Below are 21,981 nucleotides of genomic sequence, written 5' to 3'. Positions count from 1 at the left end.
TATATTATATCACGTTATTAATTATAGGTGACAAAATATGTAAAAAAAGAAGTTTTTTTACATGAAAATTGTGCTATAATCATTACCAATAAAAGAAAGGGGAATATTTTTATGGAAATATGCGTTTGTGAAAATGAGCAGCAGCTGATACAGCTGGCAGAAACAGCAAAGGAAATCTGGAATGAATATTTTATTTCCATCATTACACAGGAGCAAATTGACTACATGGTAGAAAAATTTCAAAGCTATCCTGCCTTGGAAAAAGCAATCAATGAAGAGCATTATACATATTTTTTAGCCTATGAAGGAAAAGAGCTGATTGGCTTTTGTGGAGTAAAGCCTGAGAAAGAACGTTTGTTTTTAAGTAAGCTGTATCTGAAAAAAGCGTATCGTGGAAAAGGATATGCCAGCACATTACTGAAACAGGCCATTGCCTTTGCGAAAGAATCAAAGCTGGATAAAATCTATCTGACATGTAATAAGTTTAATACCCATTCCTTAGATGTATATAAGAAAAAAGGCTTCTATGAAATCGATGCTGTACAAACTGATATCGGTCATGGCTTTATCATGGATGATTATATTCTACAACTAGATATCGCTTAAAAGCACATTTGTGCTTTTTCTTTACGCGTTTTTTAAGAAGCTACATACCTTAAGGTAGGAGGTAATGTGTATGACAAAACTGCTAGGGATTGATGTGTCAGAACATAATGGTGTCATCAATTGGGATACAATCAAAAAAGGTGGTATCAAATTTGCGATTATCCGTTCAAGTTATGGACACTTTGTAGAAGATCGACAGTTTCGCCGCAATGTAAAAGAATGTGAACGTGTGCATATGCCATATGGCTTGTATCATTATTCTTATGTGGCAACGGATCAAGAAATGAGAGAAGAAGCATCAGGCTTTATCCGATTATGTAAAAGCTGTAAACCATCCTATCCATGCTTTATCGATATGGAGGATGCTGATGGATGGAAGGCCAGTCATCATGTAAGTGATGCAATGAATGTGAAGGTTTGTTACTATACCTGTTCTGAATTAGAAGCAAATGGTTTTTATGCTGGTATTTATGCCAATCTGGATTGGTGGAATAATCATCTAAACTCAAGTACATTAGATCGTTTTGATAAATGGGTAGCACAATGGGCAAGTGTAAATACGTATACCAAGCCTTATCAAATGTGGCAGTTTACAAGCGATGGTCGTGTTGATGGCTATACTGGTCGCTTAGATATGGATTATAGTTTTGTGGATTATGAAAAACTGATCACTTCTATGGGATTTAACGGTTATCATAAAGATGGAAATAAACCAGAGAATCATCCTCCGATAACTACCCATCCTGCTAGACCAAGATACAGCGTTGGAGATAAAATCGCATTTAAAGGATTATGGACCCAAAGTAATGGTGGGAATTGGTATCCTGTAAAAAATCTTGCGATCAAAGAAGGAATCATTACTAAGATTTTATATGGGACACAGCATCCTTATCTGATCAATCATAATGTTGGATGGGCAAATGATGATGTTGTGATTCATCAAGAAAGCAATCGTTTTAAAATCGGTGACAAGGTTTCTTTTGATGGGCTATGGACCCAAAGCAACGGCGGGGTATATTATCCAAGCAGCTCATTGTTAGTAAAACAGGGAAGAATCACCAGTATCGCCAAAGGTGCAAAACATCCTTATCTGATTAATGAAAATGTTGGATGGGCACAAGAAAGTGCATTGCATCATATATAAAAAAACTGCGCATGGAATGGTCGTTTCCACAGCGCAATTTTTTTACTTAAGACATTACAGCATACATGTCTTCCATGATGGTATCAAATTCTTCTTTTGACATCAGGGAACAATAGTAAGACTGAATCATGAGGCGCAAGGTATGCTGGAACTGCTCCAGTGTATCTGCGCTTTCTTTATGTACCTGAATTTGATGAATGAAGTCATCTACCCATAAATCAAAATCGGACATTACCATAATTGCATTTTTGTTAAAATTATCGTCGAAATAAATCATGTTCTGTTGCATAATGTGTTTCCTCCTTTGTTTTTATCTGATGTTATTATACAGTTATGATGTTGCAGAATAGCACGAGTTTTGTCGAATAATGAAGAAGATAGAAAAACTTTTGTATACGATTGTATATTTGTTTTGATTTTGGGAACAATTGTTTTTAAATGGTAGAATCGATCAGTAAACAACAAATAGCTATATAAAAATTATAGCTTTTTTCATGAATGGTATTGCATTTTCACCATTTTCTGTTATAATAATCTAGCAGTTGGAAAGATGACTTGTTAGCTCAGCTGGCAGAGCAACTGACTCTTAATCAGTGGGTCCAGGGTTCGATTCCCTGACAGGTCACCATTTATAAAATAAACCTTTTGACAGGGAATGTTGAAAGGTTTTTTTTACTCTGGAACCACTTTCTATATCATATGAAATATGTGTTTTTATGGTATCTCCGCAATCATTGTAGAAAGGTGTCACATTTTGTTGTATACTTATGATAAAAAGAGAGGTAGATATCGTGTTTTTCAGAAAAAAGAAGAAAGAACCAGAGAATCTTGTAGAAGAAACATCTTTGGTATATCAATATTTATCAGAACTATATGAAGATGGACAAATACAAAATGATGCATTTGTGATCCCTGAACATCAGATTTATATTTATGCGGATGTTTTAGGTGGAGATGAAACAATGGCACAGGTTGTTTTTCAAATCCATCATGAAAGCCTGGAGGATCCTATCATTGATCCTGTTTGTGGTCTAGGATTAAGCTATGAGGAATGCATTCGTGATGCCTGTGATAATTTCAATCGTCATGATGTGCAATTATTCATAGGCGCATTGGAAAAAGATAAAACCAAAACCGTGATCATCAAAACATTGGAAAATCATGCATTTGATGTATATGAAAGTAAAGTATCTTCTCATGGAAAACGGGAAGGCATTATGCTGGAAAGCTTCTGGAATATGCTGGGAGAACAGATTTTAAAAAGATTAGGCAACAAGCGTTGTTACTGGATTAAAATCTATTGCGCAAAAATGGGAAGAAAGTCTGATATTGAAGTGCGAATCAATGATGTACTTTCTAAAGAATTAAGTGATCTATTAAAAGACTATGTTGGCAATTGGGATTGTATCGATGCATATCATACAGAAAAACAAAGCTTTTTGTTTTATCAAAAAGATGATACTTACACACCACCTGTATTCACAAAGGAACAGATTGTTACATATACAAAAAAAGCAATTCATATGTATGAAAAATGTGAAGATAAAGAGGAGTATAAAAAACTTCGTGTTCAGTTGATCAAATTATGTAAAGATGAAAGTCTGGGTATGGAATTGTTTGGGTTTATTCCTGAATTATATTGTAAACACGTATTTAGTGATTTGGAATGTGGAGAACAATTATTTCTCATCAGAAAAGGGGAGCCGACAGTAGAGTTATATCAAAGTCAGGTACGATCTTTCTCATATATAGACGAAACCATTCGAAAATATCTAAAAAATGAAGAACCAAGTCAGGAACTGATTGAACAGATTGCGCAGTTTAGCGCAAATTATCGGGCAATTCAAAAAGCACTAGATGAAGGCGATGATATTAAAGAGCTTTATACACCAGGAATTGGATACTTTGTGAAAGAAAATTATATTTTACGATAAAAAGATTGACATAGTGGAACCACTATGATAAGATAAACAAGCAGAAAAGTTAGTGGAAAGTTAGAAGCACCCCTTCTCACCTGATATCCAAAGGATATGGGTCATAAGCTACATCGATATAGAAGTATTGATATCAGTAGGTTAATCATGCGGGTGCATATAAGTACCCGCTTTTCTTATGGCAACAAATGGAGGTGTCTATTATAAACAAGAAAGTTATTCCTAACAACGTAAACGACGATTTAGTTAATGAAAAGATCAAATTTAAGGAAGTCATGGTCATTGACGCTAATGGTGATAAACTGGGTGTCAAACTTCGTCGTGAAGCTTTACAAATCGCATATGATCAGGATTTGGATCTGTTGTGCGTAGCGCCAAAGGCAGTCCCACCGGTATGTAAGGTGCTGGATTATGGTAAATATCGCTTTGAACAGCAGAAAAAAGCGAAAGAGGCCAAAAAGAAACAGCATGTTACAGAGGTAAAGCCTATCCGTCTATCTCCGGTTATTGATAAACACGATTTTGATACAAAAATGCGTCATGCAAGAGCTTGGATTGAAGATGGTATGAAGGTCAAGGTAGATATGCGTTTTAGAGGACGATTGATTACAAGACTGGAAGTTGGTAAAAAGATTATGAATAACTTTACGGAAGAAATTTCTGATATTGCGACCGTAGAGAAAAAACCGATTCTTGAAGGTAACACAATGTCATGTGTTTTGGCACCGAAAAAGAATAAATAAAAAAATTAGAGGAGGTACTACTTATGCCAAAGATGAAGTCACATAGAGGATTAGCAAAACGAGTTAAAACAACTGGTTCTGGAAAATTAAAAAGAAGTCATGCTTATACTTCTCACCGTTTCCATGGAAAAACACAGAAACAAAAACGTCACTTGAGAAAATCAGGAACTGTTAACAACACAGATTTCAAACGTGTAAAACAGATGCTTGTTAAATAATAGGAGGAAGTAAATATGGCTAGAGTAAAAGGTGGATATACAACACGTCAGAGAAGAAAAAAAGTTATTAAATTAGCAAAAGGTTATTACGGAGCTAAACACATTTTATACAAGACTGCTCACGAGCAGGTAATGCATTCATTTAAATATGCTTACAATGACCGTAAAGATTTAAAACGTAACATGCGTAAGTTATGGATTGCACGTATCAATGCTGCAGCTAGAATGAATGAAATCTCTTATTCAAAATTAATGCACGGATTGAAACTTGCTAACGTAACAATCAACCGTAAGATGTTATCAGAAATCGCTATTCACGATCCTAAAGGATTCACAAAAATCGTTGAAACAGCAAAAGCTGCTTTAGAAAAACAAGCTGCTTAATTTGAGGAATATCTATGGATGACACACGTCATACTTTAAATGAACTTCTGGTAGATTTATTTAACTACATCCTTCTGATTGAGGAGAAGAATCTTCGTGATCAGGGGGTCAAGTTATCCATGACCGAAGTGCATATCCTAGAAGCAATTCAAAAAAGTGAATCCAATATGATGTCCGCAATCGCTAAACGTTTGATGGTAACACAGGGTACGCTTACCGTTTCGACAAGTAAGCTTGTAAAAAAAGGGTATGTAGAAAGAGTCAAGGATGAGAAGGACAAACGTATCGTGCGTCTGACATTAACGGATAAGGCAGAATCGATCATGCAGATCCATAATCAGTTTCATGAGGCAATGATTGAAAAATTATTGAATGAATTGGAACTGGATAAGGAAGAAGAACTGATCAACTCCTTAAAAAATCTAATGAAATTCTTTAAAGAAAAATATTAAGTCTGTTTGAAAAAACAGGCTTTTTTTATATGAAAAAATAAAAATCAATTTTTGATGAAAAAAGAGAACTTTTTGGCTCTTAAAACCATTAACTTAGTGAGGAGGTCAGATATGAAAGAAAAACATCTTGTCAAAAAGATACAAGCCGGCGATCAACATGCATTAGATGAATTAATTTCTAAACTGTATCCTCAAATATACTCCTATGTTTATGTACGTGTGAAAGGAAATGAATGTAGTAAAGATATTACGCAGGAGGTCTTTTTAAACTTTATCAAAAATATAGACCGTTTTGAATTTATCGGAAAAACTAAGCATTATTTGCTTCGTATGGCAGTTAATGGCTGTCATAACTGGTATCGTACACATCCTATTCAGGAGGATGACGATAAACTAAAGAACATGAGTGTGGAACCACTTTATCCCTAGAGGGATTTAAAATCATTATTAGCAACATTACCGATGCAGCAACAAGAAGTCTTGATTCTAAGATATTATGAAGAACTGAAAATAAAAGAAATCGCAGATATATTAGGAATCAGCGAAAATACGGTGAAAACACGGATACGACTAGGCTTGGAGAAATTAAGGAAAATTACCAAAAAGGAGGACTGGCTATGAAACTGGATTGGAAAAGCGTAGAAGTTTTGGAAACAGAAGGCTTAGATGAAACTTTACAGGCTTGCAAAGTGCAGCTTATGCAAAAGGAAAATCGTATTGAACACCAAAATGTACATATCTTTACAGCATATCTAAAAGTAGATGGCAACAAGATCATCATCGGTTATCTGATATTCTTATTTGTTTTTATTTATCTATTTTTCACAAAATATTTTGAATTAGTCAACATCTCCTTATATTATTGTGCACTGGGAATCTATTTCACTACTTTGCTATTTCGTCATCAGGAAAGTGGACTACATGAAATTTTATACACAACACCGTTGAATGGCGCAAAATTATTCCTTTTTCAGATTGCGTGTTTTCTTACACTTTATATCGTAACCATAGGACTGTTATTCACTTGTGGCAATTTTTCCCATCGTGAAATCATAGAGGTAGTCACAACATCCATGTTGCCATTATGTTTATCTGAATTTGTGCTCTTATCTGGGATTGTCCCAATACGCAGCTACCAAGTCGCATTATCTGTATATATCGTGTTATATATGTTGTTTATATATGTTTTTACAGGCGTATTTGAGAATTATATAGGGTATTCATTATCTTCTACATGGTTTTCATCTTGGATATCTTATCAGCCATATCTGTGTGTAATAGCGATAATATTATTCCTGTCAGGCTGTATCTGTAAATATCAAAGACTTGGAAAGGAGGGCTTTTATGAAATTAACAATTGAACATTTACAAAAATCATTTAAAGATAAAATCGCAGTAAACGATGTATCCTTCACTCTGGAAGAAGGCATCCATGCATTACTTGGCGCAAATGGCAGTGGGAAGACAACATTAATGCGTATGATTTGTGGAATCATGAAGCCTGATCAGGGAATTGTGAAAATGGATGATATCGCAATCCTACAGAATTATAAAGAGTATACGAAATCTTTGGGGTATCTGCCACAAAATGCTGGATTTTATATGGATTTTAATATTGAATCATTTTTACGATATATTGGTGTATTGAAATGTCTGAAAAAAGATTATTGTGAACAGAAAATTGATGAATTATTAACAAGATTAAATCTTCAGGATGTCAGAAAGAAAAAGTTAAAGCATTTATCAGGTGGTATGATGCAGCGTGTAGGAATCGCACAGGCTTTATTGAATCATCCGAAAATATTAATACTGGATGAACCCAGTGCAGGCTTAGACCCGAAAGAACGTATTGCATTACGACAGCTATTATCACATGTGGGCAAGGATACGATTGTCATTTTATCAACACATATCGTTAGTGATGTGGAATCGATTGCCGATGATATCATGTTGATGAAACAGGGGGAAATCTTATTTAAAAAGCCATTGCAAGATATATTACAGGGAATGAGTGAAAAGGTTTATGAAATTAGCGGGAATGAACAGGCAATTCGTGCATATGAACAGGATTATACAATCGTCAATCGAAAAACAGATGGAAATATTATCACAATTCGATTATTGTCAGATCACAAACCTTGTGGTCAGGCAATAGAAAAAGAGCCGAATTTAGATGATGTATATCTATCCTATTTCAGGGAGGAAAACGCTTATGTGGAAACTGATTTATTATGAAATGAAGAAACTGATCTCTTCCTTTTCTGGTAAACTCATTTTATTGTTGTTTTTAGGCATTTGTTTATGGCAGACACAACAGGATATCAAAAGTATCTTTAGTGATGACTAGAATGGGATGGAAGTATCACAACTTATAGAAAAGCAAAAAAGTTTAGAAGGAAATTACCAGGACATCTATAAGAAGATTCCTGATTTCGAAAACGATGCTATACATTATAACCCTCACCGTGATATAGATGAAGAAATGACCACCAATATGAATTTCTTTGATTGGAAAAAGGTATACAAGGCGTATGAAGACCATACATTAACACTGGAAATGATCAATGATCTAATCGATAATCCAGAATTAAAATTTCATTCCTTAGATGAAGTGAATATAAGGTATGGGTATAAAGATGACTTTTTATGGTTGATACTTAATCAATATATACCAGAACAGGATATCATGTTAAATCGTAAGAACTACGTATATCAATCAGAAAATAACACATGTGTGTTAGGCGAATGTGACATGGTAAAAGATGAAGTTTCAAAAAAAGAAATCAATCGGCGCTTGTTAAATCTTTCGAATACATATCAAAGTAATTATATAGAAAATAATATCGTTGATCGCATAAACTATACAAATATGATCATATTGATTGTGATTGCTGTACTTTTTGCGAATATCTTTAGTCGGGAAGCACAGGGAAAAACTGATACATATCTTGCATGTTCACCTATCACTACCAAAACGGTAGGGGCGAAAATTATTTTTGCATTATTATTAGGAACAGGTATCCCAATTTTATGTAAAATAGTTACTTTTGTTTATGCTATTTTTCAATCAACCGGTATTCATTGGGACATCTTTTTCTACCAACAGGGGAGTTTAATCGCTTCTTATGTATTTTCCATTAAAGAGCTTGTAGGGATAGGATTTATCAATCAGTTGATCATGACAATATCCCTATGTATCAGTATTTTATTTATTTCTCAAAAGTCAAAAAACACATATTTTTCTGCGATATTATCCTTGATTTTTGTGATTTTCCCAATATATTATGCGGTATTCCACATGGGCGGGTATGAAATTGCCAGCTATTTTCCTAGCAATCTTTTAATGTATTTTAGTGAGCATTTAAATGTTGTCAATTATACATCTGGCGTCACACCATTATTTATGTCAGTTGCAGGATTGATCATACCAGCAGCCACAAAATACTGGATCATCTGGATAATTTTAGATATAATTCTTGTTTTATGGATGTTTAGAGAAGGTAAATTACATCGTGTATTGCATGCATAAAGGCTAATGTGACCATAGCCTTTTTTTTAATTTTCAGACAATCTAGTAAAACTATGTGTTATAAAAGTATCCATTTATTTGGAAATAATTAGAATAAGTCTATTGACATATCCCATCATCTGCTGTACTATTGTATTAGATGATTAATACAATGATACATCATCTTTGAAAAAGAGGAGGAGCTTTATGTTTTGGAAATTATGGAAATATGAATTAAAATGTTCTTATAGAAGTTATTTATTTACGTATGCGATTTTATTATTATCTGCATTATTCTTTAGTACCAGAAGCAGTGATATCATTATGATGATCGTATCTCTTCTGTTTACGATTATGCTTTTTGTGGTTTTTATATTAACATTTGTGATGATTATCAGAACTTATCAACAATCGATGTTCACAAAAGCCGGCTATTTGACGATGACGCTGCCAGCTTCAAGTAAGATGATCCTGTTAGTGAAAATCTTAAATTCTGCTTTATGGTTTATCTTATCTATGATTGTTATTGTATTAGCTGGAGTTTTATTGGCTTACAAAGCAGGTGGATTTACGTTATCTGAATTATTTTATGCATTTGGTAAAGTATTTCAGCAAATGGATTTCAATTTCCTAATGAATATCATCATGGTGTTGATTGGTACGATTGAATCAGTTGCTATGGTTTATTTTGTGATGAATGTGACACATACAAACTATATTCGCCGTCATAGAGGAATCATTGCTGTCTTATTATTCTTTGCTATTACGATCGTGATTTCTTTATTTAATAATTATGTAATAGGAATAGATTCTGTAAGCGTCTTGTTTGGTGGAGGCGAAATGAATGTTGTAAGCAGTAATGCATCACAGTATATTTCTATGGTAGAAGATGCCATCTTAATGGTTGCATTCTATTTTGGATCTGTTTATATCTTAGACCACAAACTGGAATTAGAATAATGCATGATTTTAAGGAAAACCTGTTGGCAATCCTGGTGATTCTTATGTTTACTTTCTGGTATTTATATACCGGATATTTGCTGGTCGACTATCTACAGCTGGGATTTGTGTTTCTGATGATAGGATCAGGTGTATTGCTAATCATTATTCTTGCAGTGTTGAGAACGATGCATATTATGAAAAAAAGAGAATATTAAGGAGTGGTCTAAATGAAGTTTGATGATAATATACCTATCTATTTACAAATCATAGATGAATGTAAGCGACGAATCATCACAGACGAATATCAGCCTGGAATGAAGGTACCGCCAGTTCGTGAGTTGGCAGTGGAATTTGGTGTAAATCCTAACACAGTACAGCGGGCAATGCAGGAATTAGAGCGGGATGGCTTGTTTATAAGTGAACGAACAAACGGGCGATATATTTGTAAAGATCCTGAACGAATTATGGTATTAAAAAAGCATGTTATGAATGAAAAAATTGATCTTTTTCTGGATGAAATGAAAGAATTTGGAAGCAGTGAAGAAGAAATCATACAAATGATAAGGGAGCGTTACGAAAATGGAAAAGCTGATTGAAATATGTGGATTAAATAAATCCTATGGAAAAAAACAGGTATTAAACAATGTTGATTTAACCGTAGAAAACGGTCAGATTATTGGTTTATTAGGACCAAATGGAAGTGGTAAAACTACTATGTTAAAAATCATGACAGGTCTGTTAAAAGATTATCAGGGTGTTGTGAAAATTGATGGAAAAAGCGTTGGCGCAGAATCCAAAGCAGTTGTTTCATATTTGCCAGATGAGCCTTATTTTTCTGATTGGATGAAGGTAAATGATGTGCTTGGAATTTTCCGTGATATGTATCATGATTTTGATGAAACAAAATGCAAAAGAATCATGGATAAATTTAAAATTGATAATAAAATGCGTATCAAATCTATGTCAAAAGGAACGAAAGAAAAGTTTCAGCTGGCACTTGTGATGAGTCGTAAAGCAAAACTTATCATCATGGATGAACCAATTGGCGGTGTAGATCCTGCAGCACGTGAGGTGATTTTGGATACGATATTAGAAAATTATGATGAAAATCAGACAATTTTAATCGCAACCCATTTGATTGCGGATATCGAACGTATTTTTAGCAATGTTGTATTTATCAAAGAAGGCAATATTGTTTTAGATAAAGATGTAGAAACGTTGCGACAAGAAACTGGAAAATCAATTGATGAATTATTCCGTGAGGAATTCAAATACTAAAAGATTATGAAACAGGATAAAAGCCTGCAGAAAAAAAGGATCAGTTTAGCCAGTTTAGCACTGATTTTTGGTGTAGCGGGGTATTTAAGATTTCAACTGGTTTCTTGTATGTTTTTAGGCATCCTAACAGCAGTCATATGTATGCGTATGCATAATTTTGGATAGAGGACGTTCATGCGTTCTCTATTTTTTTAGAAATATATAAAGCAAAATGCTCATCATAATGGTAAATGATGTTTCAAGCAGGGTGGATACACCACTATTTAAAAGATAGAGCAACAGATCACATACAACAAGGAGGGTATACGGACGCACGCAGTATTGAAATAAAGGGATATCTTTTTTCATGATGGTTGTCAGGATATGATAAAACAAGATCACATAAGCAGCTGTTCCTGCCATCGCAAGCTGTGTATGCCATTTTGAGAAGAAGGGGGCATGCATAGGATCATAGGGTATACATACCGATATGGCCATAAAAATACAAGCGAGCATTAATAGAAGATAACCAAGCCGATAGGAATATCGGTTTTTTTTCATAAATGCAAAGGTATAAATGAAAAAATATAGGGCGGCACTGATTCCCCAAACGATGAGGTAAAATTTATGCCCCAGAGCATTTCCAAGATCACTTAGGTTTTGTGATAAAGGTGCAGTAAAGAAAAAAGTCCCTAAATTTATAAAAATGATAAAAATGAGGAATAGGATTTGAAAATGTTTAAAAAACGCTTTATTCATCGGCGATTTCTCCTTTCAGAGGTAGGAATATTATACCATTTTAATTATGTGAAAATATGTGAAATGACTAAAAATTTAGGATTTTCAGATTTTTTTACGTATGTATACTTGTACGGATAAAAAAAGAGGTGTTGAAATTGGAAGAAGAAATCAAAAAATTGGAGAAGCGTGATGATGGATTTGTGGAAGTAACGTTAAAGAAAGCAAAAGATTTTGATGAATACGTTTTGGCTCAGATGTGTAAAGATACATCTTGCCTGAATGTAATTCGTGATCCTAACAGCAAAGTGAAGTTCTATTATGATACCAACGGCTATTTAGATTTATTGTCTTATTTGGAAATGCATCGTTTTGAAGAAGATGAAGCAATGAAGTTTCTGATTTATTTATTTGAGCATCTGGTAAGAACAAATACCAATAAACCGGTTGTCTTACAAAGTGATTTGATTTACCTAAGCTATGATGGCGGTATCTTAAAATTTATGGCATTACCATTGACGATGGATAAATGGGTATTTCAAAGTGAACAGAGTAAGGCGTTTCTAAAAGAACTGATCAAAGTGTTGAAAGGAGAAAATCTATATGCGATATCAGGTTTCTTAGTTGAACAATTAAAAGGTAAAGAAGTATCCTTGCCAAATGTTCTTCAGGGACTACATAGACTTTTTGATGCGAATAAACCAAAAGCACCATGGTATGCGAAATTCCTTCCTAAAAAACAAGAAGTCGCATTTGTTGTGAATGGACTTCCTAAACCAGCTGTTATACAAAAACCGCATTCTCCTATTGAAGATGAATTATTTATGGAAACGATGGTGTTATTTGGAAGAGATGATCAATCTTCATTCATTGATCAAAAAACGAAAGCTATCTATATCGTACAAAAGGATGAATATCATATTGGCAGAGATAAGGGAAATGATTTATGTATCAATGATACATTTGTTTCTGGCAAACATGCCGTATTTGATTCAAAAAGCAATACTTTGACAGATTTAAATAGTAGTAATGGAACCTTCGTGAATCATGAAAAAATTCAAGAACGAACATTAAACCATGGAGATATCATCAGCTTTGCCAATCATGAATTCCAGTTTCAATCACCATTTTCAAAGGAGGAGGAGCATGTGTAAGACATATCAGAAAATACGTTTATTAGGAAAAGGTGGCATGTCACAGGTATGGCTGGTAGAACATTTAGAAACCAAAAAACGCTATGCTTGTAAAATCTGTAAGAAAGATGACGCAAAATCAGCGTTATATGCTTCAGCTTTACGAAAGGAAGCCTGTTTATTGGCAGGACTTCATCATCCCATGATTCCATCTTTGATTGAATACGATCCAAAAGGCAGCTTTGTTATGGAATATATCGAAGGGGAAAGCCTAGATCAATACATAGGTCGTAAAATCAGTAGGAAACAGCTGATAACATGGATGAAAGAGGTTCGTGATATTTTAGATTATCTTCATTATCATGGTATCTATTATCTGGATGTAAAACCTCAGAATTTGATATGTGATAAACAGAAACATTTGCATTTGATTGATTTTGGTGTCAGTGTCAGTGAAGAAAATCAGAAGGTATATGCATTAACTCCCAGGCTATGGAGCACCGGCGTTAAAAAAGCAGAAGCCCACTGCCACATGTGATGTATATAGTTTTGGACAGACTTTTTATGTTTTAGCACATCAATGTTTTGTGCCTGATCAAAAGCCAAAAGAAGCAATTGACATCTTCTTATGGCGATGTGCGCAGAAAGATCATAATCAATGTATCCATGATATGTCAGATGTAGCACTTCAGCTGGATAAGCTTAGTAAACATCATAAAAAACACATATCTTCATTCTTCTTAACAGGAATTATGGTAATGATGATTCTTGTATCAAGATATTGCATGCTTTGTTATGAAGATAAGAAACAACAAATCTATAACGATTTGATACGACAAAAAGCATTTGAAAAAGCCATATGCGCCAATCCTGATCAAATCGATGCCTATCGTGCATATCTATCTTATACAAATAAAAAAGATGCTTTACAGCATATCGAAAGATTGTATGAACAGGAAGCATTTGATTTACATCCGGATATCAAACAATATCTGGTATTGGAAAGTATGACGTTAAAAGATTTATCAACTGCCCATTTTGCATATCAATTATTGCAGAGGTCCAAGAGTGAATTTGATCAATCTTATCGACAAATACTGGGCGATATCTTAGATAAAAAGGATTGTAAAAGAAGTCTTAGTGCATTGTATACACAGATCATAAAAGAAACAGACACTGATTCATCCGTACATAAAGAACTGTTGGCTGATTTATATGAATTAAGCAATGATCTGGATAAAACAATGTGGATGCAGCTGATACAACTGTATGAGGAAGCATCTATGCAGGATGAAATGCATCGTGTGCAATATGCTTTTGTGGTATGGCAGATAGAGCGTAAGGATAAGGACGTGACTGGCTATATCCAAAAACTGGAGAAGGAATGGCAAAGTGATAAGGATTTGCTGTTACTAAGCTCTCTATACATGGATGCATTTGAATCCTGCATATCAGATGAAGAAAAACATGCCCATCTACATATGCTTCAGGAAGCGAAAACACTGTTGAAGAAAATCAAACACGAAGATGCCATCAGAGAAAGTATTCAACAGACAATATCACAACTTGATTATCTGATGGAGAAATGGAGGATATATGAGTGAATATTTTATCGCAAAATTAGGATATCTGATTGCCTGTATTCTGGTATTTTATATCATTTTATCTCACATTGATAAACAGCATCAAAAAACTAAAAAAGAAGTGCTGATGGCACAGACACAGGAAATGAAAGGAGAATAACTTGAGAAAAACCAAAACTGCGGGAGCCTGTATTTTATCCGCAATGTCGCTTTATTGTATGGATGCATCTCTATTTGCGAAGGAACAGATGTTTTTGATCAATGGTGCACAAATACAAGAAAGTTATCATGAACAGGCGAATTTAAGCTTTTTAGTAGACGATGATAAAAAGGATAAGGCCCAATTATTTGTGAAATCATCAAACCTGGATATGAAAGAAATTAAAACGATCACATGGCAGAAAGTAGAAAATGGCTGGATTGGACAGGTAGAGGTATTGGATGGTGATGATGTACAATACGAATTAAAGATTGATGAAGAAAGCTTTCTGACACCAGCCTTTGATAAGGATACTACACCATATTCCATAAAATTCTATGAAGATAAACAAGAATGTGGTGCTTTACAAGATACCTATTCTACACACCCTTTGATTACTTTTCAATTTTTTGATCAACATCAAAAGCAAGTGATTACAAGCGTAAAAAAAGATGGTGTAGAGCAAACCATCTCTTGGTTAAAACAACAGGAGGAATTTCAATTACAATTAGAAAACGGATCATATCAATTTCATTTTGAAATGGAAGATGCCTATGGGAATCAGGCTGTCTATGATAAAGAAATTTTAGTAGATGATACCTTGCCACAGGTTACATTAATGAAAGATGGTGTAAAATGGGAACCACAAGTCATGGAGCAGGATGGAACCTTTCGTTTATATGTAGTAGATGAGCATCTGGATATCGCTGCATCTAAGATTTATATCAATGATGTTTTACAGGAGGTTGCCTGGGAAAGTGACGAAAATGGACAATATATGACATTTTCCATTATGGGTGAAAACGAGCATGTATTGCGTTATGAGATTGTGGACAACTGTGGCAATATGGTAAAAGATCAGGTGGAATTATCGATTGATCAAAGTGCACCAATTCTTCATCTGTTTGAAGGTAAGGAAGAAATCACAAATCTACAGCCAATATATGATCATGAACTTCAACTGCGTTTTCAAATCGATGAACCACATTTAAATTATGAAGAAAGCTATATTGAAATAGATGATAAAAAACAATTTCTCAATGAACCACGTGAATCATATACCATTTCTTTAAGTGATGGAAGCCATCATATCCGTTACTATTTTGTGGATCAGGTTCATCATGTCTGTGAACAGGATTTAGGGGAAGTATTAATTGATCAAATGGCACCTGTTATTGATATGAAAATCGATAAATATCAAAAAAACAGTGTCACATTTCCCATTATGATTACAGAAGAGCATATCGATCAATATTGGGCGGTTATGAAAAAGGATGGCAAGGAAAAAGAGCTAGTCCTCAACTGGACACAAAAGGGTAACCAATACATTGCATATCCAAAATTTGAACAGGAAGGTGTATATGAAATTGAAGTAGGCGCAAGTGATCTGGCATCTAATCGAACGATAAAAAAAGTAGATTTTGTCATTGACCACCATGCACCAACAGTAAGTTATACATATGATGATCATGAGGATACAAAGTATTTAAATCATGCCAGAATGCTTTGCTGGAATGTAAGTGATCTATATTTAGATGAAGAAAACAGCATAATACAAATTATGCGGGATGGAAAAGTCATTGATGAATTACATCCCAAAGATAACAAACAGGATACTTTACGCTATCAGATAAAAAAAGACGGCGTGTATGATATCAACTGGAAAATATTTGATCTTTCCGGTAATCAAACAAGTGGAAGTGATCATTTCATCATTGATCAAAAGGCACCAAAGTTATCTTTACAGGCATTAAGTGCTCCTATCACGAATCAACATCCATTGATTCAATATGCTGTATCAGATGATTATTTATCTGACTATACACTATCGATCACAAGAAACAGCCAAACAAAAACATATGAAGGAACACAAGCCATATGTGAACAGCTTTCTTTGATGGAACAGGGATATGGAGAATATGATATTCGATTAAGCGCAAAAGATCTTGCGGGAAATATAACCACGACTGACTCTTTGCATCTGATCTATGATCCTATCGCACCCAATATCAATACAACGATCAATCATCAGCCCTTTCATAATGCTCTTCCCTATATCACCAATAAAGATGTTCAAATACAATCATCCATCAGTGATTTATGGCTAAATCAGGTAATAGCTACTTTGTATGAGGATGATCAGTTCTTTAAACAGCTGCAAGGCAATGAAGTGCAGTTGTATATTAGAAAAGAAGATGGAAAAAAGCATCAATATAAATTAGTGATTGACGCAAGTGATCTGGCAGGAAATCTTACTTCCAAACAGTATGACTTTGTGATTGACAACTATAAGCCGAATATCCATTTTGAAAATGAAAAGGATGCCATCTATCATGCTCCCTATACGCCAGCTATCAAAGATGATCAAAAGGAATTGTCTGTGGTACATTGGACATTAAAACGTAATGGGGAAGTACAACCTTATTTATGGAATCAGCCAATCAAAGAGGAAGGTGATTATGAGTTAGAGGTGGATGTAAGAGATCAGGCAATGAATCGCTGGAAATTACCACCATATCATTTCACTATAGATGAACAGGCTCCTATCATATCACTTTATGATGTTGATCATGCATATCAAATACTAGATCATGGAATGATTCATTCTCAGATTTCTTTATACATTGATCAAAAAGATAGTCATAAACGAAGCCATGAACATTTTACAAAAATAATGATTGATGGCAAGGAAATAGATGTAAATCAAATCAAATATGATGAAAACGGTTATGCATATTATCTGATTATGCTGGATCATGAAACACATATCTATGCGAAAGCGGAGGATGAGGCAGGCAATGTCACAGAATTTAATCAGATCATCACCCCACTTGAAGAAGCACAGGTAAAAGAAGAAATAAAAACTGCCAAACAGCAGGATTCTATTCAAATGAGTGAACAACTGGAAGAAAACGAAAATAAAAGTGATATTATGATCTATTCATTAACAGGTATTTTATTTGTGATTACAGGTACGATCTGGTATGGCTTGCGAAAACGCAGAAATCATCATTCTTAGTCCTACCCATATTGATTCCTGTTTATTGCCATCACAAGCGATTGGAAGATTCTGGCTGTACAGACAAAAAAACCAACATCATATGCCGATCATGGAGGTGTGTGGACAAGACAATGAATGGTGTTTGTTGAAGAATCCACAATGTGACTTTCCCATTGATTTTCCTAAGTATTATCCATTAACCAAAAACAAACAACTGTGTATACGCCATGATCATGATTTGATATATCTTTTATATATTCAAAAAGATACATTTCAATATCGTTATTATGCATTAGAACCATCAAAAACATATAAAATCGGTCGTCATAAAATATGCGATATATACATACAGGATACAATGATTTCTCATCATCATGCCAGCATATATTATCAAAACAATGCCTGGTTTATCAAAGATGAACAAAGTCGCAATGGCTTATATGTGAATGCATTACGAATAAATCATGAAAAACTTCATCCTGGAGATCGCATACAGATAATGCAATATCTGTTTATTATGGGGAAGGATACACTATTGGTTGTTTTACAGGACACGATGAATATCCATATGGAGGAAGGAAAAGAAAAAGTACATACCATACATCCATTCACTCCACAAGATATTCTTCCATCCGTTCATGAAACCTTTACAATAGAACCATTGGAACTAACGATAGAACTACCACAGGAAATATCACAAGTGGATGATACACCATTCTTTATGAGTGCAGGACCCTCCTTTATCATGGGAATCGCTTCTATGGCAATGGCAATCGTCAGCGTGACTTCAATGAAAGCTAATCATGAATCCTTTACCAGTATTTTGCCAACCCTCATCATGAGTGGAAGTATGGCTTGTACAATGATGCTTTGGCCAATCATGACACGTATTTATGAAAAACGAAAACATAAGAAAAAAGCAAGCATCCAACAATGCCAATATCTTTCTTATCTTGAAAACATGCGTACAAAAATCAAGGCATACCAACAAAAAGAATGCCACAGCAGAGCTTCTCGATATGAAGATACACAAGATGCCTTAAGAATGTTGAATCAAGCACCATGGAAGCTGCATAATCGTCTGCCAAATGATCATAACTTTTTACATATTACGATAGGAAAAGGAGATTGTGATGCAGACATTCATCTTCACAGTAATGTAGAACCAGCCATTCATGAAGAAAGTATCTGTTGGGATGCATATCATGAGTTTATGCAAAATACTACTAGACTGCATGATCAAAATATCACGATTAATTGTCGATGCAATCATAAAATTGGCATCTATGGTGAAGAAGCTCTATGCCAGCAATTTCTTGCGAATATTATGTTACAGATTTATTTACTGCATCATCGGGAACATATCACTTTCTGTATTCTGGCAGATATCGGTTTCATAAAACGCTATGCCCTTGGCTTTTTACCAGCTGTATATTTTGAAGAAACACGTTTTATCGTCTGTGATAAACAAACAGGAAAACAGGTGAATTATGCTTTAAAACAATGGTGGAAAGAAAAAGATGAAGAAGATTATTTAATGATTTTCTCATTTGATCGGCATCTGGAACAAAACATGGATTACTTATCGTATCTTTTGAAAGAGGAACAGGTAGTATATTTTCAAATAGCACCATATCTACAATTATTACATCCCAAGTGTGAGCAGATCATCCAGCTTATGGATGATGCCCATCTAATGCTTCAAAATGAGCAGTTATCCATGCATTTAGCCAGTCGACAGGAAATAAAAGATACCATTTCCAAGTATCATACATATCATTTTCCCACCCAGCAGAAACAAGGTTATCCTGCTTCATTTACCTTTTTAGACTTGTATGAATGTGCAAATGTCGAACAGCTGCAGATTCTTGAACGCTGGAAAAAACAAACTTCTTCTTTAGAAGCCCTCATTGGCATCAATGAACATCAAGAAACGATTTCTTTGGATTTACATGAACATTTTCATGGACCACATGGCTTAATTGCCGGTATGACAGGTTCAGGTAAAAGTGAATGGATCATGACTTTGATCTTATCGTTAGCAGTTTCTTATTCTCTTTCACAACTCAGTTTTGTATTAATTGACTATAAAGGAGGAGGCATGTCACAGGCATTTTCAAAACTGCCACATGTTGCAGGTGTCATGACCAATCTGGATAATGATCAGATCATGCGTTCCATTCAGGGAATTCAAAGTGAACTTACTAGACGGCAGAAGATATTTAAAGCAATGCAGGAAACATGCCAAAAGCATGTAATGCATATCGATCAATATCAACAGTTATATAAAGAAGGCGTAGTATCAGAGCCATTATCCCATATTTTGATTATCGCAGATGAATTTGCGGAATTAAAACAACAACAGCCACAATTTATGGAAGATTTAAAAAAGATATCACGTATTGGCAGAAGTCTAGGTATTCATTTATTATTGGCTACCCAGAAACCAAGTGGCATTGTGGATGATCAAATCTGGAGTAATGCACGCTTTCATGTATGTTTAAAGGTTGCGGATCGTATGGATAGTGTGGAAATGTTGAAAAAAGATGACGCCATTTACTTGAAACAAGCCGGAATGTTTTATTTACAGGTGGGCTATGATGAATGGTATGTAAAGGGAATGGGTGCATGGGCGAATGCTCCCTATTATGAAAAAACAAAGCATGAGCCATTTGCCCATCGTCAGATCAGCATTATTTCACCAACGGGAGAACCATTATTTGAAAAGGCTGTAGAAGAAAAAACGAAAAGTACAATGACCCAGCTGGAGGCAATCGTAAATCATATTCAAATATGTGCCCAAAGAAGCAGCCAGCAAGCCACTACCCTGTGGTTACCACCACTTTCTAACGATATGGAACAAACAGAAGCATACATGTTGGGGATGGTTGATGACCCAATGCATCAAAAACGCTTTGTATTACATCTACATCAGGAGCATTTTGCATATATCGGCACCAGAGAAGAGGATAAAGCATACTTTCTACAGGCCATATTGTCCTCAATCCAACAAATGGATGCGGATTGTTACATATTAGACCATTGTAGGAAAGAGTATCCTTCAGTAGATGATGTCATCATTTATGAAGATAAAGAAAAGATGGAAAGTTTCTTTTATCAGATAAAAAAACAACTGCATTTACGTAAAAAACAAGGATATACAAAACCAGTCTATTGTATTTTCCAGCATTATGAAATGGTAAATATACAAGATACCACCTATATGGAAGATATACGTATGCTACTAAAAGAAGGCGCAAGCTTTGGTATTTACATTTGTCTAGGACTTCAGGATCCTTATGCATTGACTTATCAGATCAAAACATATCTGCATGATATCTATTGTTTCTATATGGAAGAAAAAGATGATTATCATGTACTGTTTCATCAATGTGAAATATTACCTAAAAAGATATGTGGACGAGGAATCTTTGAAAAAGAAAACCAGATTTATCAATTTCAAAGTGTGAAAGCAACTGTGAAAGCAAAAACAAAACGACAGCAGATACCTGTATTACCAAAACATATCACTGTCAAAAAGAAAAAAGGACATGTTTATATTGGAAAACATGTCATCAGTAAGGAAGATATCTTTCTAAAAGAAGAGGAAGTGGTGTTGTTGTGTGATCAAACATTTTATGTGCCCTTTTTAAAAGCCATAATGAAACAGGAATGTCAGGTAGAAATGTATGCTGTTCATGAAATCCCGGATTCCTGTAATTTACATGGAAAAACCATTTTATGGAATGGCGCAAACCTGAATGCTGCCACATATACATTACATTTACCTTACTTTAATGAAGAACATATCGAAGAAAGGATGGGAATCTTATGGAAAGATGGAAATTACCACATCATCCAGTTAGTGGAGGATATAACATATGGATGATCGTATTCTTGTGGAGGTGTACATCCCGTTCGTGCAGACCTCCCTAAGCATCTATCTGCCATTACAGGCAAAGCTTCAGGATTGTATGGATGTATGTATTGCATATATCGAAAAGAAACAAATACCAATACAGAAACAGTTTTATTTGTATCATGAAAATGACCAGAAGATTTTGGCAATGGATTGCTGTGTTGCCCAAAGTGGTTTACATACAGCATCCTATATCATTTTAATTTAAGGAGGAATGGCT

The 21,981-nt window shown here is 34.6% G+C and carries 25 protein-coding genes, 1 tRNA gene and 1 pseudogene; 25 read left to right on the top strand and 2 right to left on the bottom strand.

From position 1 onward, the window contains the following. Nucleotides 1–111: 111 nt before the first annotated feature. Together DW761_RS14845 and DW761_RS14840 are read left to right on the top strand one after the other, a co-directional pair. On the top strand, nucleotides 112–606 hold the full coding sequence (locus DW761_RS14845; RefSeq protein ID WP_117453126.1) for a GNAT family N-acetyltransferase: 495 nt from the start codon (nucleotides 112–114) through the stop codon (nucleotides 604–606). A 70-nt stretch (nucleotides 607–676) separates the two neighbouring features. Next, nucleotides 677–1,750 carry a glycoside hydrolase family 25 protein gene (locus DW761_RS14840; RefSeq protein WP_233511355.1) on the top strand — a complete coding sequence of 358 codons (1,074 nt, stop codon included), beginning with the start codon at nucleotides 677–679 and terminating at the stop codon, nucleotides 1,748–1,750. A gap of 46 nt (nucleotides 1,751–1,796) precedes the next feature. Here DW761_RS14840 and DW761_RS14835 read toward each other — a convergent pair whose 3' ends face one another. After that, a complete protein-coding gene (locus DW761_RS14835; protein WP_117453128.1) occupies nucleotides 1,797–2,039 on the bottom strand; it encodes a hypothetical protein in 243 nt (80 codons plus the stop codon). Nucleotides 2,040–2,302: 263 nt separating this feature from the next. Here DW761_RS14835 and DW761_RS14830 point away from each other — a divergent pair. The 16 genes and pseudogenes from DW761_RS14830 to DW761_RS14765 all read left to right on the top strand — a co-directional run bounded on the left by DW761_RS14830 (nucleotide 2,303) and on the right by DW761_RS14765 (nucleotide 11,209). Beyond that, nucleotides 2,303–2,378 (top strand) — tRNA-Lys (locus DW761_RS14830). A gap of 139 nt (nucleotides 2,379–2,517) precedes the next feature. Then, nucleotides 2,518–3,684, top strand: a complete 1,167-nt coding sequence (locus DW761_RS14825; protein WP_117518586.1) for a DUF6348 family protein — start codon at nucleotides 2,518–2,520, stop codon at nucleotides 3,682–3,684. A 188-nt stretch (nucleotides 3,685–3,872) separates the two neighbouring features. Next, a complete protein-coding gene (gene infC / locus DW761_RS14820; protein ID WP_117453130.1) occupies nucleotides 3,873–4,427 on the top strand; it encodes a translation initiation factor IF-3 in 555 nt (184 codons plus the stop codon). Nucleotides 4,428–4,450: 23 nt separating this feature from the next. Beyond that, nucleotides 4,451–4,645 carry a 50S ribosomal protein L35 gene (gene rpmI / locus DW761_RS14815; protein WP_117453131.1) on the top strand — a complete coding sequence of 65 codons (195 nt, stop codon included), beginning with the start codon at nucleotides 4,451–4,453 and terminating at the stop codon, nucleotides 4,643–4,645. Between the two features lie 15 nt (nucleotides 4,646–4,660). Then, nucleotides 4,661–5,029 (top strand): 50S ribosomal protein L20, encoded by a 369-nt coding sequence (rplT, locus tag DW761_RS14810; protein WP_117453132.1) that lies wholly within the window; start codon nucleotides 4,661–4,663, stop codon nucleotides 5,027–5,029. A gap of 14 nt (nucleotides 5,030–5,043) precedes the next feature. Next, on the top strand, nucleotides 5,044–5,481 hold the full coding sequence (locus DW761_RS14805; protein WP_117453133.1) for a MarR family winged helix-turn-helix transcriptional regulator: 438 nt from the start codon (nucleotides 5,044–5,046) through the stop codon (nucleotides 5,479–5,481). Nucleotides 5,482–5,592: 111 nt separating this feature from the next. Further along, nucleotides 5,593–5,910 carry an RNA polymerase sigma factor gene (locus DW761_RS21505; RefSeq protein WP_233513112.1) on the top strand — a complete coding sequence of 106 codons (318 nt, stop codon included), beginning with the start codon at nucleotides 5,593–5,595 and terminating at the stop codon, nucleotides 5,908–5,910. Between the two features lie 15 nt (nucleotides 5,911–5,925). Further along, a pseudogene (locus DW761_RS21500) lies at nucleotides 5,926–6,102 on the top strand (RNA polymerase sigma factor); the annotation flags it as partial. Further along, nucleotides 6,099–6,842 carry a hypothetical protein gene (locus DW761_RS14795; RefSeq protein ID WP_117518585.1) on the top strand — a complete coding sequence of 248 codons (744 nt, stop codon included), beginning with the start codon at nucleotides 6,099–6,101 and terminating at the stop codon, nucleotides 6,840–6,842. The pseudogene DW761_RS21500 and the gene DW761_RS14795, both read left to right, overlap by 4 nt. After that, a complete protein-coding gene (locus DW761_RS14790; RefSeq protein WP_117518584.1) occupies nucleotides 6,826–7,716 on the top strand; it encodes an ATP-binding cassette domain-containing protein in 891 nt (296 codons plus the stop codon). Before DW761_RS14795 ends, DW761_RS14790 begins: the two co-directional genes overlap by 17 nt. Beyond that, on the top strand, nucleotides 7,694–7,828 hold the full coding sequence (locus DW761_RS21685) for a hypothetical protein (RefSeq protein ID WP_255412397.1): 135 nt from the start codon (nucleotides 7,694–7,696) through the stop codon (nucleotides 7,826–7,828). The genes DW761_RS14790 and DW761_RS21685 overlap by 23 nt, the downstream gene beginning before the upstream one ends. 6 nt (nucleotides 7,829–7,834) lie before the next feature. Then, nucleotides 7,835–9,010, top strand: coding sequence for an ABC transporter permease (locus DW761_RS14785; RefSeq protein ID WP_117518583.1), 1,176 nt, complete (start codon nucleotides 7,835–7,837; stop codon nucleotides 9,008–9,010). A 186-nt stretch (nucleotides 9,011–9,196) separates the two neighbouring features. Continuing rightward, on the top strand, nucleotides 9,197–9,949 hold the full coding sequence (locus tag DW761_RS14780) for a hypothetical protein (RefSeq protein WP_117518582.1): 753 nt from the start codon (nucleotides 9,197–9,199) through the stop codon (nucleotides 9,947–9,949). Further along, entirely contained in the window at nucleotides 9,949–10,146 is a 198-nt protein-coding gene (locus DW761_RS14775; RefSeq protein WP_117453139.1) for a hypothetical protein, read from the top strand. The genes DW761_RS14780 and DW761_RS14775 overlap by 1 nt, the downstream gene beginning before the upstream one ends. A 12-nt stretch (nucleotides 10,147–10,158) precedes the next feature. Further along, complete coding sequence (locus tag DW761_RS14770; RefSeq protein ID WP_117453140.1) at nucleotides 10,159–10,527, top strand: GntR family transcriptional regulator; 369 nt, start codon at nucleotides 10,159–10,161, stop codon at nucleotides 10,525–10,527. Next, nucleotides 10,511–11,209 carry an ABC transporter ATP-binding protein gene (locus DW761_RS14765; protein ID WP_117453141.1) on the top strand — a complete coding sequence of 233 codons (699 nt, stop codon included), beginning with the start codon at nucleotides 10,511–10,513 and terminating at the stop codon, nucleotides 11,207–11,209. The genes DW761_RS14770 and DW761_RS14765 overlap by 17 nt, the downstream gene beginning before the upstream one ends. A 183-nt stretch (nucleotides 11,210–11,392) precedes the next feature. Here DW761_RS14765 and DW761_RS21495 read toward each other — a convergent pair whose 3' ends face one another. Further along, nucleotides 11,393–11,749, bottom strand: a complete 357-nt coding sequence (locus DW761_RS21495; protein WP_233513110.1) for a hypothetical protein — start codon at nucleotides 11,747–11,749, stop codon at nucleotides 11,393–11,395. 335 nt (nucleotides 11,750–12,084) lie between these two features. On the opposite strand from DW761_RS21495, the gene DW761_RS14755 reads away from it, so the two are divergent. Genes DW761_RS14755 through DW761_RS14730 form a run of 7 tightly spaced genes read left to right on the top strand, consistent with a single transcriptional unit; the run spans nucleotide 12,085 to nucleotide 21,969 of the window. Continuing rightward, nucleotides 12,085–13,080, top strand: coding sequence for an FHA domain-containing protein (locus tag DW761_RS14755; protein ID WP_117518580.1), 996 nt, complete (start codon nucleotides 12,085–12,087; stop codon nucleotides 13,078–13,080). Then, nucleotides 13,073–13,597, top strand: coding sequence for a serine/threonine protein kinase (locus DW761_RS14750; protein ID WP_158553820.1), 525 nt, complete (start codon nucleotides 13,073–13,075; stop codon nucleotides 13,595–13,597). Before DW761_RS14755 ends, DW761_RS14750 begins: the two co-directional genes overlap by 8 nt. A gap of 49 nt (nucleotides 13,598–13,646) precedes the next feature. Continuing rightward, the gene (locus DW761_RS14745; RefSeq protein WP_117518578.1) at nucleotides 13,647–14,663 is read left to right on the top strand and encodes a hypothetical protein; all 1,017 of its coding nucleotides are present in this window, start codon (nucleotides 13,647–13,649) and stop codon (nucleotides 14,661–14,663) included. Further along, on the top strand, nucleotides 14,656–14,802 hold the full coding sequence (locus DW761_RS21055) for a hypothetical protein (protein ID WP_158552210.1): 147 nt from the start codon (nucleotides 14,656–14,658) through the stop codon (nucleotides 14,800–14,802). Before DW761_RS14745 ends, DW761_RS21055 begins: the two co-directional genes overlap by 8 nt. Nucleotide 14,803: 1 nt before the next feature. Next, nucleotides 14,804–17,860 carry a hypothetical protein gene (locus DW761_RS14740; RefSeq protein ID WP_117518577.1) on the top strand — a complete coding sequence of 1,019 codons (3,057 nt, stop codon included), beginning with the start codon at nucleotides 14,804–14,806 and terminating at the stop codon, nucleotides 17,858–17,860. After that, on the top strand, nucleotides 17,826–21,731 hold the full coding sequence (locus DW761_RS14735; protein WP_117518576.1) for an FtsK/SpoIIIE domain-containing protein: 3,906 nt from the start codon (nucleotides 17,826–17,828) through the stop codon (nucleotides 21,729–21,731). The genes DW761_RS14740 and DW761_RS14735 overlap by 35 nt, the downstream gene beginning before the upstream one ends. Next, nucleotides 21,724–21,969 (top strand): hypothetical protein, encoded by a 246-nt coding sequence (locus DW761_RS14730; protein ID WP_117453148.1) that lies wholly within the window; start codon nucleotides 21,724–21,726, stop codon nucleotides 21,967–21,969. Before DW761_RS14735 ends, DW761_RS14730 begins: the two co-directional genes overlap by 8 nt. Nucleotides 21,970–21,981 lie beyond the last annotated feature (12 nt).

This window comes from Absiella sp. AM29-15 (assembly GCF_003434225.1).
Taxonomy (GTDB): domain Bacteria; phylum Bacillota_I; class Bacilli_A; order Erysipelotrichales; family Erysipelotrichaceae; genus Hoskinsella; species Hoskinsella hominis.
This window is presented reverse-complemented; position numbering and strand designations above follow the sequence as displayed.